Source organism: Pseudomonas sp. NFX1 (assembly GCF_051123555.1).
GTDB lineage: Bacteria > Pseudomonadota > Gammaproteobacteria > Pseudomonadales > Pseudomonadaceae > Aquipseudomonas > Aquipseudomonas capeferrum.
The window spans coordinates 2,261,596-2,275,415 of the sequence record NZ_CP169366.1; the positions used below are offsets into that span (position 1 = coordinate 2,261,596).

17 protein-coding genes are annotated in these 13,820 nt (G+C 64.1%); 9 read left to right on the forward strand and 8 right to left on the reverse strand.

Features of this window, described 5'->3' with window-relative positions; all coding sequences use genetic code 11:
• Positions 1-68 precede the first annotated feature (68 nt).
• The 8 genes from DJ563_RS09830 to DJ563_RS09865 all read left to right on the forward strand — a co-directional run bounded on the left by DJ563_RS09830 (position 69) and on the right by DJ563_RS09865 (position 6,995).
• Positions 69-1,220, forward strand: coding sequence for an amine dehydrogenase large subunit (locus DJ563_RS09830; RefSeq protein ID WP_186666466.1), 1,152 nt, complete (start codon positions 69-71; stop codon positions 1,218-1,220).
• Positions 1,221-1,235: 15 nt separating this feature from the next.
• Complete coding sequence (locus DJ563_RS09835) at positions 1,236-1,772, forward strand: MauE/DoxX family redox-associated membrane protein (RefSeq protein ID WP_047583774.1); 537 nt, start codon at positions 1,236-1,238, stop codon at positions 1,770-1,772.
• Positions 1,773-1,775: 3 nt separating this feature from the next.
• Positions 1,776-2,405, forward strand: coding sequence for a methylamine dehydrogenase accessory protein MauD (gene mauD, locus DJ563_RS09840; RefSeq protein WP_434519398.1), 630 nt, complete (start codon positions 1,776-1,778; stop codon positions 2,403-2,405).
• A gap of 14 nt (positions 2,406-2,419) precedes the next feature.
• On the forward strand, positions 2,420-2,941 hold the full coding sequence (locus DJ563_RS09845) for a methylamine dehydrogenase light chain (protein WP_027595339.1): 522 nt from the start codon (positions 2,420-2,422) through the stop codon (positions 2,939-2,941).
• 4 nt (positions 2,942-2,945) lie between these two features.
• A complete protein-coding gene (locus tag DJ563_RS09850; RefSeq protein WP_033698713.1) occupies positions 2,946-3,464 on the forward strand; it encodes a cytochrome c in 519 nt (172 codons plus the stop codon).
• 570 nt (positions 3,465-4,034) lie between these two features.
• The gene (feaR, locus tag DJ563_RS09855) at positions 4,035-4,949 is read left to right on the forward strand and encodes a transcriptional regulator FeaR (RefSeq protein WP_434519399.1); all 915 of its coding nucleotides are present in this window, start codon (positions 4,035-4,037) and stop codon (positions 4,947-4,949) included.
• Between the two features lie 145 nt (positions 4,950-5,094).
• The gene (locus DJ563_RS09860) at positions 5,095-5,493 is read left to right on the forward strand and encodes a c-type cytochrome (RefSeq protein WP_274100578.1); all 399 of its coding nucleotides are present in this window, start codon (positions 5,095-5,097) and stop codon (positions 5,491-5,493) included.
• 182 nt (positions 5,494-5,675) lie between these two features.
• On the forward strand, positions 5,676-6,995 hold the full coding sequence (locus DJ563_RS09865; RefSeq protein ID WP_434519400.1) for a hypothetical protein: 1,320 nt from the start codon (positions 5,676-5,678) through the stop codon (positions 6,993-6,995).
• 52 nt (positions 6,996-7,047) lie between these two features.
• Here DJ563_RS09865 and DJ563_RS09870 read toward each other — a convergent pair whose 3' ends face one another.
• Entirely contained in the window at positions 7,048-7,557 is a 510-nt protein-coding gene (locus DJ563_RS09870) for a nuclear transport factor 2 family protein (RefSeq protein WP_274100580.1), read from the reverse strand.
• A gap of 13 nt (positions 7,558-7,570) precedes the next feature.
• Positions 7,571-8,695: an amidase gene (locus DJ563_RS09875; protein ID WP_274100581.1), complete on the reverse strand. Its 1,125-nt coding sequence runs from the start codon at positions 8,693-8,695 to the stop codon at positions 7,571-7,573.
• 174 nt (positions 8,696-8,869) lie between these two features.
• On the opposite strand from DJ563_RS09875, the gene DJ563_RS09880 reads away from it, so the two are divergent.
• Positions 8,870-9,349: a MarR family winged helix-turn-helix transcriptional regulator gene (locus DJ563_RS09880; RefSeq protein WP_033698723.1), complete on the forward strand. Its 480-nt coding sequence runs from the start codon at positions 8,870-8,872 to the stop codon at positions 9,347-9,349.
• A 29-nt stretch (positions 9,350-9,378) separates the two neighbouring features.
• Here the strand turns inward: DJ563_RS09880 and DJ563_RS09885 are convergent, their stop codons facing one another.
• Genes DJ563_RS09885 through DJ563_RS09910 form a run of 6 tightly spaced genes read right to left on the reverse strand, consistent with a single transcriptional unit; the run spans position 9,379 to position 13,803 of the window.
• Positions 9,379-9,876, reverse strand: coding sequence for a flavin reductase (locus DJ563_RS09885; RefSeq protein WP_434519401.1), 498 nt, complete (start codon positions 9,874-9,876; stop codon positions 9,379-9,381).
• 11 nt (positions 9,877-9,887) lie between these two features.
• Complete coding sequence (locus tag DJ563_RS09890) at positions 9,888-10,847, reverse strand: PDR/VanB family oxidoreductase (protein WP_274100451.1); 960 nt, start codon at positions 10,845-10,847, stop codon at positions 9,888-9,890.
• 49 nt (positions 10,848-10,896) lie between these two features.
• Positions 10,897-11,649 carry an SDR family NAD(P)-dependent oxidoreductase gene (locus tag DJ563_RS09895; protein ID WP_434519402.1) on the reverse strand — a complete coding sequence of 251 codons (753 nt, stop codon included), beginning with the start codon at positions 11,647-11,649 and terminating at the stop codon, positions 10,897-10,899.
• Between the two features lie 10 nt (positions 11,650-11,659).
• On the reverse strand, positions 11,660-12,136 hold the full coding sequence (locus tag DJ563_RS09900) for an aromatic-ring-hydroxylating dioxygenase subunit beta (RefSeq protein WP_271907842.1): 477 nt from the start codon (positions 12,134-12,136) through the stop codon (positions 11,660-11,662).
• A 14-nt stretch (positions 12,137-12,150) separates the two neighbouring features.
• Positions 12,151-13,425, reverse strand: coding sequence for an aromatic ring-hydroxylating oxygenase subunit alpha (locus DJ563_RS09905; RefSeq protein ID WP_434519403.1), 1,275 nt, complete (start codon positions 13,423-13,425; stop codon positions 12,151-12,153).
• 15 nt (positions 13,426-13,440) lie between these two features.
• Positions 13,441-13,803 (reverse strand): hypothetical protein, encoded by a 363-nt coding sequence (locus DJ563_RS09910; RefSeq protein ID WP_033698732.1) that lies wholly within the window; start codon positions 13,801-13,803, stop codon positions 13,441-13,443.
• Between the last annotated feature and the right edge of the window lie 17 nt (positions 13,804-13,820).

Here is a 13,820-nt window from a genome sequence, read left to right on the forward strand (position 1 = left end):
GCGGCCCAGGCGGCACACTGCGATCACTGCGATTTCTGCATAACCCATAACAACATCGGAGATAGCCAATGCGTCGCGTAGACAGGCTTAGCATCTCGGCAGCCTTGGCCTTGGCCCTGGCCGCGAGCACAAGCGCGGTGCGGGCCGACCTGCCCGCCGAAGAGATCGGCCAGAACAGCCTGCCGTTCCCGCCGGACCCACACCGTGTGTACATCCTCGATGTGGACTTCAAGAACCCCATCGCCGGCAAGGTAGTGGTGGTCGACCCCAAGGCCAAACGCATGCTCGGCATGACCACCAACGCCTTTGTCGCCCCCACCGCGCTGAGCCCGGACAACCGCACCCTGTACTCGGCCAACCTGTTCTACTCGCGCGGCACCTACGGCGAGCGCACCGACGTGCTGGTGGCCTGGGACACCCAGACCTTGCGCCCGCAATGGGAAGTGGTGCTGCCCACCAAGCGCGCCTCGACGCTCACTGAGAAGTACGCCATGGGCGTCAGCGCCGACAGCAAGCTGGCTTACGTCTTCAACCTCACGCCGTCGACCTCGGTGACCGTGGTCAATACCCAGACGCACAAGGTCGCCAGCGAAGTCGCCATCAGCGGCTGCGTGCTCAACTACCCGGTCGGCAAACGCAGCTTCGCCTCGCTGTGCGGTGACGGCCAGCTATTGGTGGTGACGCTGGATGACGAAGGCAAAGAGGTCTCGCGCACCCAGACGCCCTTCTTCGACCCGAACAAGGTCCGCCTGAACGAGCGCGCCATCGCCAATGGCGACACCTACTACTTCACCACCACCCACGGCGAGGTGTACCCGGTGAGCTTCGAAGGGGGCAAGGCCAAGCCGCAGCCCACCTGGTCGCTGGTCAGTGACCAGGAGCGCCAGCAAGGCTGGGCACCGGGTGGCTGGCAAGCCCTGGCCCTGGCGCCGGGCCTGAACCGCTTGTATGCGCTGATGCATGACCAGCACACCGATGGCAAATGGGAAGACCCGAGTACCACCATCTGGGCCTTCGACCTGAAGACCGGCAAAAAACTCGGCACCCTCGACTCACCCAAGCCGGTCTGGAGCCTGCAGGCGAGCCATGACCAGGCGCCCATCCTGGTGGCCACCGACCTGGAAGGCGGCGTGCAGTTCTTCGACCTGACCACAGGCAAGCACAGCGGTGCCATGGACCAGATCGCCGACACACCAGTGCTTACCTTCGCCCCTTGGTAAACAGGAGACCCGACCATGCTCGACCCTGTCCTCGTGATTGCCAGCAGCACAGCCCTGGCGGCGCTGCTGGCCAGCGCCGCCAGCCACAAGCTGCGCGACCGGCGCGCCTTCAGCGCCATCGTGCGCGCCTACCAGGTGCTGCCCTCGCCCCTGGCCCCCGCCGCCACGGCAAGCCTGGCGCTGGCTGAGCTGGCCCTGGCGCTGGCCCTGCTATTGCCCGCCTGGCGCGCCAGCGCAGCGCTGGGGGTAGCCCTGCTGATGGCGCTGTATGCCGGCGCCATCGGCGTCAACCTCTGGCGCGGGCGCCGCGACATCGATTGCGGCTGTTCAGGCCCCGGCGCCACCCAGCCCCTGCGCCCGGTGTTGTTGCTGCGCAACCTGGTGATCGCCGTGCTGGCCGGCCTGGCGGCATTGCCCATGGCAGAGCGCGCACTCGGTGGCCTGGATATTTTCGTGGTGATCGCGGCAAGTGCCGTGGCGCTGCTGCTTCATGTCGCGGTGGATGGCCTGCTGGCCAACCAGCCGCGTCTTGCCAAATTGACGGGGAGATAACCCATGCAACTGCTCATCGCATCGAACATTCTGCTCTGGCTGCTGCTGATTGCAGTGGCCTTCACGGTCATGGCCCTGGTGCGCCAGATCGGCGTGCTGCATGGCCGTATCGCCCCGGCCGGGGCGCTGATGGTGGACAAAGGCGTAACCGTCAACGACCCCGCCCCACAGGTGACCGCCGCCGACCGCCACGGCCGCCCGGTGAACATCGGCTACCACGGCGAGCGTTCGCAGTTGCTGTTCTTCCTTGCCCCTGGCTGCCCGGTGTGCAAATCGCTGCTGCCGGCGGTCAAGTCGATCGCCAAGGACAACAGCGGCGCGCTGGACGTGATCTATGTCAGCGACGGTGATTTCGCCGAACAGCAAGCGCTGATCGAAGCCAACGATTTGCAGCAGGCCACCTACGTGGTCGGCCCCGAGATCGGCATGACCTACCAGATCGGCAAGCTGCCCTACGCCGTGTTGATCGACCAGGCCGGCACCCTGCGCGCCAAGGGCCTGGTCAACTCCCGCGAGCACCTGGACAGCCTGTTCGAGGCCGTGCACCTGGGCAGCGCCAGCCTGCAGCAGTACCTGCACGGCAACCACGCGCATGGCCACGACCACGCCCACCCACACAGCGCGCAGCACTGATCGCGGAGCACACCATGAGTTTTCTCGACAAACTGTTTGAACGCTCCAGCCGCCACGTTGCCGACACCACCTCACGGCGCAAGGTGTTGGCGCGCCTGGGCTCGCTGATCGTCGCGGGCGCGGCGCTACCGGTGCTGCTGCCGATCGACCGCACCGCCAAGGCGCTGGCCGCAGAGCAACCGAAGATGGGTGATCCTGGCGACCCGACCAGCTGCGACTACTGGCGCAACTGCTCGATCGACGGCTTTCTGTGCTCGTGCTGCGGCGGCTCGATCACTTCATGCCCGCCCGGTACCGATGCCTCGCTGGTGACCTGGATCGGCACCTGCCGCAACCCGGCCGACGGCAAGAACTACATCATCTCGTACAACGATTGCTGCGGTAAGCACGCCTGCGGCCAGTGCGCCTGCTCGCGCAACGACGATGAACAGCCGTTGTATCGGCCCTTCAACAACAACGACATCAACTGGTGCCTGGGTGCGGAGTCGAAGATCTACAACTGCACCGTGACCATCATCCGCGGCGTGGCGGTATAGCGCCGTGAAGGGTCTGACGGCGCTGTTGCTCCTGTGCCTGCTGGCGCCCGTCGCCCAGGCCAGGACCCTGCCCAACCCCAACCAGCGCCCGGCACAGGGTAACGAGGTGCCACCGGTGCCGATTGCCCAGGCCGGGTACTCGGTGCCGGTGAACTACCAGTTGCAGTGCGCCGGCTGCCACCGGGACCACGGCGAGGGCTCGGCGGCCAACGACACGCCGCGCATGCAGGGGTTTGTCGGCAACTTTCTGAGGGTACCGGGTGGGCGCGAGTTTCTGGTGCGGGTGCCGGGGATTTCACAGTCGGCGCTCAACGATCAGCAGATAGCCGATTTGCTGAACTGGCTACTGGCGCGGGACGGGATGGCTGGCAACAGTTCACCCGAGCAATGGCCACCGTACAGCGGCGAAGAGGTGCGCCGGGTGCGCCAGAGCAGCATGCTCAACCTGCCGGATGTGCGGGGCGGGTTGATTGACGCGATGCGGGCCGAGGGGATTGTTATTGGGGATGGGCTTGGGCGCTGAATTGTGGTTGTTTTGGTGGGGGTTCGCCATGACGGTTTTAGCGCCTGTGAGATCGAGCGCCGCCCGCGCGGCGCATCGCGAGCAAGCTCGCTCCTACATTTGTTCGGGCCAATTATTCCTGTGCCATGGGCGCGCGACCCCTTTGGCGCCCGCCTCAATATCGCGTCGTACCAACAAGGCGGTCGCTGCAAATGCCACAGGCCTCACTGGCCCGAAACAAATGTAGGAGCGAGCTTGCTCGCGATGCGCCGCGCGGGCGGCGCTCGATCTCATAGGCGCTGAAAATCCCCAGCCATGCACTTCGACTGCAACATCTAGAAACACCCCTGTCCCGAAATTGATACCTCCCGACGCATCCCACCCAAGAAAATCCTCCAATTCCCCCCGCCACCCTCATCCCCTAAAAATTAAATTCATTAAAAAACAAATAATTAGCAAATTAACCCCTCCACCCCCTTAAAACCCAGGCCCGTTTTTTGCTTGAAATTTCAAGTGAATTGTAATGCTTTACCCCCCATCCAAGAGTTCGCCCAAGCGATCCGTTCCACGTCTTACCGTGCGAGGCCCCCCATGACACCAGCGACCCGTGTTTGCGACGATCACTTCCAGGCCTGGCTCAGCCAGGTCAACGAAGCCTGCGGCCACTTCAACGCCCGCAAGCTCGACGCAGGCTTCGTCGGCCAGCTCGAAAAGTGCCAGGTAGGCCAGATTTCCATGAGCATCGTCGACATGACCCACGTCCACCTGTTCCGCAGCGCCCGGGAGATTCGCGCCAGCGGCGCCGACAACTACTACGCCGTGCTGCAGATGGCCGGCACCTCGCATATCGAACACCAGGATGCCCGCATCGAGCTGCGGCCCGGCGACCTGACCCTGATCGACGCCAGCGCCCCACTGGACATGCACTTCCACCAACGCTCACGGCAACTGTCACTGATCCTGCCGCGCCCCCAGGTGCAGAGCGGTACCCGCGGCGTGAGCGTGGCCTGCGCAAAACGCATCGAAGCGCAAACCCCATTGGCCAGCATGGCCCGGCAGATGATGCTCGAGGCCGGCCGCACCCAACACATGGCCAACAACGAAAGCCAGGCCGTGCTCGATGCGCTGATCGCCCTGCTGCGCCCGGCCATCACCCATGACTCAGTGCCCGGCAGCCATGAACGGATGTTCCGCAAGGCCCTGGCGCTGATTGACCAGCGCATCACCTGCGAGCAGCTGACCCCTGAACTCATCGCCCATGAAGTGGGCATCTCCATGCGCAGCCTGTACCGCATCTTCGCCAAGCACGACTTGGTCATCGCCCAGTACATCCGTAACCGCCGCCTCGACTTCTGCGCCGAAAGCCTGCGCAACCCGGCGATGGACCAGAAAGTATCGTCGCTGGGTTATGCCTGGGGCTTTTCCGATTCGAGTTACTTCAGCACCGCGTTCAAGGGCCGCTTTGGCATGACCCCGGGCGAGTACCGCAAGCGTCACGCCAATTGACCCCTGTGGCGGGCCTCACGCAACTGACAAGCCCAGCAAACACCCTGGCAGGCACAACAAAACCTGCCGGCCGGCACTGGCACACAATCAAACCGAACACCAACAAGAAGCAGCCCGGCGCTGCCTTACCCAGGAACCGTGCGTGATGTCGACCGTCGTATCCAGCAAGTTCATAGTGACCTTCCTGCTTGCCGCCCTGGCCAGCCCGCTGGCCTTGGCCGAAGAGTGTGCAGCCCCGCAACGCCAGCAAGGCGAACAGGTATTCGCGCGCGACTGTGCGGCGTGCCACTCGGCGCAAAAGGATGGCCCGACCCTGATGGGCCCCAACCTGCACGACGTGGTGGGCCGCACCCCCGGTAGCGTGCCAGGGGCCAATTACTCCCAGGCCATGAAAACCCGCCAGGCGGCCTGGACGGCACAAGCCATCGGCGCCTTCATCGCGCAGCCACAAGCCGCGGTGCCCGGCACCTACATGCCTTACGCAGGGCTGCCGGATGCCGGCGAGCGCCAGTCGGTGACGTGCTTCCTCGCCGGCCTCAAGTAACGCTACCTGCCCACGAAGGCCCCGCAACGGGGCCTTCTGCGTTTTCCCACCCCTCGCATCAGCTTGGCACAACGCCAAAGGCAACTGGCAGCCAGGGCAAAAGCCCGTGCCGGGGCTTGCTTCATGATCATTGGCATGTCTTCGGAACTTCTGCCAAAAACCATGACAAAGGAAGCCAGACCATGCACCACCGCCCGTACCGCCGTACCTTGGCCGCACTCCTGGCCGGGGCTTCGCTGGGTGCGTCCGCGCACGAGCTGTACAGCGATGCCGAACGCCACCTGAACGCCAATGTGGAAGCCGTGTTCGGTGCATTCCACAGCGAACGAAGCTACGTGATTGGCCGTGACCAACCCGGCTCTACCTCCTGGCAGGAGGGCTACATCAAGTATGGTTTGAGTGCCGACCAGCGCCTGGGGAGCATGGGGGCGTTGTATGGCGCCTTTGCCCTGCTCAGCTCGGCGACCTGGGGGGACGGTGACGCTGCAGGCTTCAGCGACGGCAGCGAACGCACCAGCAAGATCGAAGATGCCTACCTGGGCTGGAAGTCCGGCAACCTGGTACCGCTGCTGGGCGAGGACGGTATCGACCTGTCGTTCGGCAAACAGATGGTCGCCGTGGGCGATGGTTTTCTGCTTCAGGGGGACTCGCTGAACGTTGGCCATGGCCTGGCCGATGGGCAGTTCAACCGGGGTGGCGCCTACTACATGGCGGCGCGCAAGAGCTTCGACAAGACCGCCGTGCTGCGCCTGGGTGGCAGCAGCGGCTGGCGCGGCGACCTGATGTGGCTGCAATCGGACAACCGCGCCCAGGCCAACACCGAAATGCACGTCGCTACCCTGGAACACGTGGCGGACGCTGGCACGGTCGGCCTGACCTACATCGCCACCACCCATGTCGACGAGCAATACGCTTCGCCCCAGCAACTGGAACGCGACGGCATGAAAACCTACAGCCTGCGTGGCCAGGGCAATGCCGGGGTAGACAACCTGTTCCTGTCCGGGGAATACGCCAAACAGGACAAGCCCCACACCGCCACCGAGGATGCCTGGTACCTGGAAGCAGGCTGGACCTTCGCCAACCTGCCCTGGCAGCCGAACCTGAGCTACCGCTACAGCCGCTTTTCAGAGCAGTACGACACCCTGTTCTACGGCCTTGGGCGCGGGCTTGGGACGTGGTTCCAGGGCGAAGTGGCGGGCAACTATGCCGGGCCGTTCAATAGCAATGCGCGGGTGCAGAAGGTTGGCCTGGTGGTCAGCCCGAGCCCCACGCTGAACCTCGGGGTGATGGCGTTCAACTTCGATACCATCGACCGCAGGTTAGGCAATGTGGACGGGCGTGAGCTGGATATCTATGCCGAATGGACCATCAATGATCACCTGATGGTCGTGCCCTTGGTGGGGTTGTATCAGCCGGATCGCAGTGCCGAGCAAGGGGGGACGCAGTTGGGCAGCAACAATGACAACCTGTATGGGCAGGTGGTGTTCGTCAGCACGTTTTGAGCGGGAGACTGCTGGGGCCGCAAAGCGGCCCCAGCAACAATGGCCCTACGCTCTACTCAGGCACCGGCAACGGCGCCTCGCTGTTCCACCCCGTAACCGGCCGGCTGAACAGGTTCTCGGTCTGGAAATGCGCCATGCGCCAGCGCCCCTCTTCCAACGCAAAGCGCACCGTCAACCGGGCGGCATTCAGGTGCGACGCGCCGTCGGCAAAGGTACTGGTCTGCAACATCACCCAGCGCCCAAGCCCTTCATCACCGGCCACCTCGATCACCTCGCTGGTCAGGAAGTGCACATTCAAGGCAAAGTGCGCCGGCGTCTTCATGTAGGTGGCAAACATCGCGCGGATCGCCTCGCGGCCATGGTAGCCACCAAAGCTTTCGGCGTACTTGGCGCCCTTGCCTTCCCACACCGCCTCACGGCAGAACAACCCCGCCAGTTCATCGAGCGGTGAGCTGGCGTCCAACTGGTCGCACAGCGCCATGTAGCGGTTCATGCAGACGCGGATGGCCTGCTGGTGTTCGAAGCAGAGCAGCCGGGCCTGCAGTTCAAGGATATCGGTCATGGCTACGCTGGCCTCAGTGCTCGTTACCGGCATACAGGTTCAGCAGCAAGCGCTCGGCCACCGCCAACAGTTTTTCGTCGGCGCCCTTCGCCGCCACCAGTTGCAGGCCGACCGGCAAGCCGGCCTCGCTGCCCAGCGGGATGCTCAACGCCGGGTGCCCCGACAGGTTGAACGGCCGCACCAGCGAGGTCATGCCCAGCACCGCCCGGGTGTCGGCAGCATCCTCCAGGCGCAGCGGGAAGTCCGGCAGGGTCGGCAGGGCCAGGACGTCGAAGCTGGCCAGGGCCTGGTCGACTTCATCGGTAAACCTTCGACGCACCTCTTCAGCCTCGGCCAGCGCCGAGTCCGTGGTCTGCCCCGCTGCCGCCAGGCGCCCGGCGATATCGCTGCCGACCTTGCCGGTTTGCAGAAGGTGGCCACAGCCTTCGAATGTTTCGCGGTTGATCACTACCATGCCGGCGTCGTAGGCAGCGCCAAAATGCTTGAGCTCGACGTTGCCCAAAGGCAAGCCACTGGCCGTCAGCGCCCCGTGTACCACCTTGTGGATGGCAGCCTCGGCGGTCACCCGCAACACACCGATGCGCGCCTTGGTCGGCACCTGGGCGGGGACGAAGGTGGGGTCGATCATGCTCATGGCTCGCACCAGCATCGGCAGGCTCGCGGCGAACGGGCCAACGCAGTCGAGGCTGGTGCGCGCTGGCATCACGCCTTTGCGGCTTACCCGGCCGAACGTCGGCTTGAGGCCGAACACCCCACAGCAACAGGCCGGGACGCGCACCGAACCGCCGGTGTCGGTACCCAGGCTGAAGTCTGCCAAGCCCGCCGCCACCGCAGCGGCCGAACCGCTGGACGAGCCACCGGGAATGCGCCCTGGAAAACGCGGGTTGGCTGCCGTGCCGGTATAGCGGTTGATCCCGGTGGTGCCAAACGCCAGCTCGTGCAGGCTGACCTTGCCGGTCAATCGGGCACCGGCGGCCAGCAACTGGCTGACCACCTCGGCATGGCGCTCGGCCAGCGGCGCGTCCTCCAACGCCTGGCTGCTGGCGCGGCTGGCGGTACCGGCGACATCGATGGTGTCCTTGACCACGACCCGGGGGCCGGTGCCGCCCAGATCAAGGGTTTCTACTATGATTGTCATTGTTGTGCAGCCCTCTTCAAGAATGGATGCCGGGCCTTTGCCCAGCCGATAAAATGCGGGCCGATTACTTGAAATGTCAACTGAATATTCCAGTAATTACCGACCGTTTTGCGGTAGCCAAATACGCGGAAACGGCTATGATGTCGCGACTATTTCCGCACAAGTAGTGAACCGATGAGCAACTCGAAAAACAAAGGCCACAGCCATCACGACCCGGCCAGCGATGAATTTCGCAAGGAGGATTTCCCCTTCTACTGGCTGGCCCGTGTGCATGGCCGTTACACCCAGAACATGGAGCGTCTGCTCAAGAAGATCGACCTCGACGTGCCGCGCTGGCGCGTGCTGTGGATCCTCAACGAGAACGGTGAATCGAGTATTTCCGAGATCTCCACCCATGCCATTGCCAAACTCTCGACCATCACCAAGATCGTCTACCGCATGAAAGACGACGGGCTGGTCGATACTGCGCCAAGCCCTGAGGATGGGCGCGTGACCCAGGTGCGCATCACGGAAGTCGGCCTGCAGAACATCGAGCGCATGCAGGACGTGACCCGGGAGCTGTTCCAGCGCAGCTTCAAGGGGCTGACCGAGGCGCAGGTGCAGCGGCTGAACCGGATGCTGGAAGTGGTGTTTCACAACCTCGAGACACCGTGAAAGCTGGGGCCGCGTGGCGGCCCCCAAATTCAGCAGGCTTTAGAGTCCTCGCACACCCGGTGATAGGCCCGGTTGAAATACACCAGCCCATCGTCCGCCCCGCCATGGCGGATATCCTGGATCTCGCAATAGAAAATGTTGTGCGACCCCACTTCATGCACCTGGGCAATACGGCAGTCGAAGTTCACCAACGCCTCCTGCATCACCGGCGCGCCGCTTTCCAGCACGGTCCAGTGGGTGGTCGCAAAGCGTTCTTCCGTGCTCAGGTTACGGTTGGCAAACGCCCCCGACAGTTCCTGATGGGTGCCGGCCAGCACGTTCACGCACAACGCGCCGTTGGCCTTGAATTGCTCGTTGGAGTAAGACGCGCGGTTCATGCACACCAGCAAGGTGGGCGGTGCGTCGGTCACGCTGCACACTGCCGATGCGGTGAAGCCGAAACGCCCTGCTGGGCCATCAGTGGTGATGACCGATACGGCGCCGCCGAGCAGCGCCATTGCATTGCGAAACTGGTTTACGTCTACCATGGTCATGCTCCTCAGATATCCAGCACCAGCTTGTTGGACTTGGCCCGCGAGCAGCACACCAGGATCTGGTCGTTCGCGGCTTTTTCGTCATCGGTCAGGTACACATCGCGGTGGTCCGGCTCGCCTTCGAGCACCTCGCACATGCACGTCCCGCAGACGCCCTGCTCGCAGGAAATATCAATCTTGATGCCGACCTGAGCCAGCGCTTCGAGAATCGTCTGCCCCTCGCCGACCTGCACGATCTTGTTGCTGCGCGCGGCCACCACTTCAAAGCCTGCGCCACTGGCATCGACCTCGACCTGGAAGTACTCCTTGTGGATATGGTCTTCGGCATAACCCTGCCGGCGAGCCCCTTCGATCACCCAGTCCATGAAGCCGGACGGGCCGCACGTGTACAGGTGGGTACCTGGGTTGGCAGTGCCTAGCACCGCCACCAGGTCAAGGCGCTGTGCCGGGTCTTCGTCGTCGAAGTGGGTCACTACCCGTGCGGCAAACGGCGCCGCCGCCAATGCCTCGAGAAACGCACTGCGGCTGCGCGAGCGCCCGCAATAATGCAGTTCGAAGTCCGCGCCCTGCTGGTGCAGGGCATGGGCCATGGCGATCATCGGCGTGATGCCGATACCGCCACCCAGCAGGATCGAGCGGCGCGCCTGCGCCGCCAGCGGGAACAGGTTGCGCGGCGCGCTGATCTGCAACGCGCGCCCTTCCAGCAAGGTCTCGTGCACCCCCACCGAGCCGCCGCGTGAAGCGGGGTCTTTGAGCACGCCCAGGCGATACACCGTGGCATCGGCCGGGTCGCTGCACAGCGAGTACTGGCGCACCAGGCCAGGCGCGACGTGGATATCGACATGCGCCCCCGCCTCGAAGGCCGGCAACGCCGTGCCATCGGCACGCCCCAGGTCGAGGACGACCACGTCGGCCCCTTGGATCTCGCGCTTGCGCACGACTACGTTCAACAATTGTTCATTCATGGCCGGTGTCCCGTGTAACGACAGGAGGCGCGCTGCGCCCCCGAAAATTTCAACGCATGAACAGGCCGCCGTTCACGTCCCAGGTTGCCCCGGTGGTGAAATAGGCCTCGGGCCGCGCCAGTTGCACGATCAGGTCGCCAAGGAAGCCGGCGTCACCCAGGCGCTGCACCGGGATGTTCGCCAGCAAGCCCGGCAGGCGCTCGGCCGGTACCGCGGCATGCACCGCCGGCGAATCGATCGGGCCGGGGGCAATGGCGTTGACCGTGACACCCCGGGCGGCGAATTCCTTGGCGAAGATCTTGGTCAGGGTGATGATCGCGCCCTTGCTCGCTGCGTAATGGGCACCCGTGGCGGTGCCACCGTTCTGCCCGGCCAGCGAGGCCATGTTGATGATCCGTCCGTAGCCGGCCTCGGCCAGGTGCGCGCCAAACACCTGGCAGCCGAGGAAGACGCTGCGCAGGTTGAGCCCGACCACTGCGTCGAGCTCCTCCGGGGTGATCTGCATCAGCGGCGTGGTCTTGGTCACGGCGGCGTTGTTGACCACCACGTGCAAGGCGCCAAAATGCGCCAGTACCTGGGCCAGGGCCTGTTCGAAATCGGCCTTGCTGGCGACGTCGAGCTTGACCGCCAGGGTGCGGCCGCCCTGCCCTTGCTGCGCTTGCTGCAGGTGTGCGGCGCTGGCCTGGGCCAGTGCCAGATCGCGGTCCGAGACCACCACGTCAAAGCCCGTGGCAAGCAGTTGGGCGCAGAAGCGCTGGCCCAAGCCTTGGCCGGCGCCGGTTACCAATGCAACTTGGTTCATGGCCAGTTCCTCAAAGGATGTAGCCGATACCGGCAAGGGTATCGTCGCTGTTGATCAGGCTGATCACCTTGCGGTGGATCTTGAAACCGCCCGCCGCCCGCACCAGGGTGTAGGTCAGGTCGGCGCTGTAGTGCTTGAGGCTTTCCTTGCGAAATTCCCGCACGTTCTGCGCGCAGCGCACGGTGACGTTGACGCCGTCGTCGCTCAGCACCCGAAAGCGCGACAGCGTGCGCACGGTACGCGGTTGCGGGCTGGTGGAAATCGACTCGCCGCCGATCAACCGCTGCACCCGCAGGCCGCGCATGTGGTGGTCGTCGTAGGCGTAGTTGAGGGTGTTCTCGTAGTCGCTCTGCTTCGGGTCGATGGGGATGATGTACGTGCCTTTTTCAGTCCATTGGCCGAGCCAGGTGTCGTACTCGCCGTGGTCGAGCATGTCGCCTTCCTGCCAGATGAAGGCAGTGACTTCTTGCAGCAATTGCAGGTTCATAGTGTTCTCCATGCTCACGCCGACATCATCTTTTTCCACTGCTGGTAGGCCGCGCGCATGCCGGTTTCGGCACTCACGTCGGAGACCAGGCCGTCTGCGCTGGGCGTCTCGCCGGGCAGGCCGCGGTTGAGCATGATCCACAGGTCTTCACCGGCCCGGGCGCCTTTCTGCACCCGTTCCCAGGCTTCGGAATCGTCCGGGGTGCCGAAGCCTATCGGGCCCTGGAAGTGCTCGTGCAGGCGCAGGCGGTAGCGGTTGGCTGCGGCCGGGCCGCCGTCCATGGTGATCACAGAGTGATGGATTTCGGTCTCGGTCACCGAGATCGGCTGCAGCACGCGGAAGAACGCCATCGAGCAGGCGACGTTGGGGAACAGGTTGAGGTTGAAGCCCGAACCGCCGACGGCGCGCACGATGCGGCGCACTTGTGGCTCGTCGATGCCTTCGTCGCGCAGCTCGGCGGCCAGGGCCTCGAAGCGCTCCGGGATCGGTTTGTCGAGGTCGGCTTCCAGGTCCACCAGCTCGGGGATCATCACCATCACGCTGTGGCCGTTGCCCAGGTCCTCGACGTAGCCGGGGCCTTTGACGAAGTCGAACAGCTCCAGGGTCTGCTCGTCGACCGAGGACAGGAAGCTCTTGTGCACCAACGGGAAGTGGTAGGCGTCGGTGGTGTTTTCCAGTTGGATCTTCCAGTTGCCGGGGAAGCGGAAGCGGTGCTCGCCGGGGACCTTGATGCCGTAGCCGGCGCCTTGTTTCATGAACAGGTCCATCCACTTCCTGGCTGCGCCGAGGAAGTCTTCGAGCGGCTCGATGTCGTCCTTGAAGGTGGCGAAGACCATGCCGGCGTAGCTTTCGGTGCGCAGGCTGACCAGTGGCAGTTCGGCCTTGTCGATGCAATCGCCGTAGCTTTCCGGGTGGGGGATGCCGCGCAGCGAACCGTCGAGGGCGTAGCCCCAGCCGTGGTAGGGGCAGACGAAGCTGTTGGTCTTGCCCTTCTTGTGCTCGCACACCGTGGCGCCGCGGTGGCGGCAGCGGTTGAGCAGCACGTTGATGGCCTTCTTGCGGTCACGTACCACGATCACCGGCTGCTTGCCGATGAAGGTGGTCTTGTAGCTGCCCGCGTCCGGGACTTCGCTGTCGTGGGCGACCCAGACCCAAGTGCTGTGGAAGATTTTCTGCAGCTCGGCGTCGAACAGGGCCGGGTCGGTGTAGAGGGAGGTGTGGACGCGGTCGTGCTGCACCAGCGCGGCCGGGTCGACCGTCAGGTTGACGGCGGGGATCAGATTGCTCACGGGGGCTTCCTCTACTCAGGCACGCTGGATGATCAGTTCGCGGCCGACACGGGCCTCGACCTTGGCATAGCGCCACAGCTTGTACGGCCCCTCGCCCACGGCCGTAGTGCGGAACAGGTTGCAGGCGGCGTGCACGGTCTCGATGTCCGGTACGTCAGCCAACAGGTAGGTGGTCCAGGGGAAGCCGTCGGACGGGCCGACCATGCCCTGGTCATCGTCCATGTTGCCCAGCACGTTCACCCCGGCCAGGTCGTGGATGCCATTCCACATCGCACTGAAGGCGGCCCACACCTGAAGCTGCTCCTCGCGAGGGGCATCGAAGAAGTTCTGGTTGATGCCCATGCAGAACAGCACGCGCAAGGTTTTCTTATCGCTCATGACAAATATCCTGAAAG

Coding starts and splice junctions, on each gene's coding strand:
- DJ563_RS09830 (WP_186666466.1), top strand. CDS start 69: ATGCGTCGCGTAGACAGGCTTAGCATCTCGGCAGCCTTGGCCTTGGCC.
- DJ563_RS09835 (WP_047583774.1), top strand. CDS start 1,236: ATGCTCGACCCTGTCCTCGTGATTGCCAGCAGCACAGCCCTGGCGGCG.
- mauD (WP_434519398.1), top strand. CDS start 1,776: ATGCAACTGCTCATCGCATCGAACATTCTGCTCTGGCTGCTGCTGATT.
- DJ563_RS09845 (WP_027595339.1), top strand. CDS start 2,420: ATGAGTTTTCTCGACAAACTGTTTGAACGCTCCAGCCGCCACGTTGCC.
- feaR (WP_434519399.1), top strand. CDS start 4,035: ATGACACCAGCGACCCGTGTTTGCGACGATCACTTCCAGGCCTGGCTC.
- DJ563_RS09860 (WP_274100578.1), top strand. CDS start 5,095: ATGTCGACCGTCGTATCCAGCAAGTTCATAGTGACCTTCCTGCTTGCC.
- DJ563_RS09865 (WP_434519400.1), top strand. CDS start 5,676: ATGCACCACCGCCCGTACCGCCGTACCTTGGCCGCACTCCTGGCCGGG.
- DJ563_RS09870 (WP_274100580.1), bottom strand. CDS start 7,557: ATGACCGATATCCTTGAACTGCAGGCCCGGCTGCTCTGCTTCGAACAC.
- DJ563_RS09875 (WP_274100581.1), bottom strand. CDS start 8,695: ATGACAATCATAGTAGAAACCCTTGATCTGGGCGGCACCGGCCCCCGG.
- DJ563_RS09880 (WP_033698723.1), top strand. CDS start 8,870: ATGAGCAACTCGAAAAACAAAGGCCACAGCCATCACGACCCGGCCAGC.
- DJ563_RS09885 (WP_434519401.1), bottom strand. CDS start 9,876: ATGGTAGACGTAAACCAGTTTCGCAATGCAATGGCGCTGCTCGGCGGC.
- DJ563_RS09890 (WP_274100451.1), bottom strand. CDS start 10,847: ATGAATGAACAATTGTTGAACGTAGTCGTGCGCAAGCGCGAGATCCAA.
- DJ563_RS09895 (WP_434519402.1), bottom strand. CDS start 11,649: ATGAACCAAGTTGCATTGGTAACCGGCGCCGGCCAAGGCTTGGGCCAG.
- DJ563_RS09900 (WP_271907842.1), bottom strand. CDS start 12,136: ATGAACCTGCAATTGCTGCAAGAAGTCACTGCCTTCATCTGGCAGGAA.
- DJ563_RS09910 (WP_033698732.1), bottom strand. CDS start 13,803: ATGAGCGATAAGAAAACCTTGCGCGTGCTGTTCTGCATGGGCATCAAC.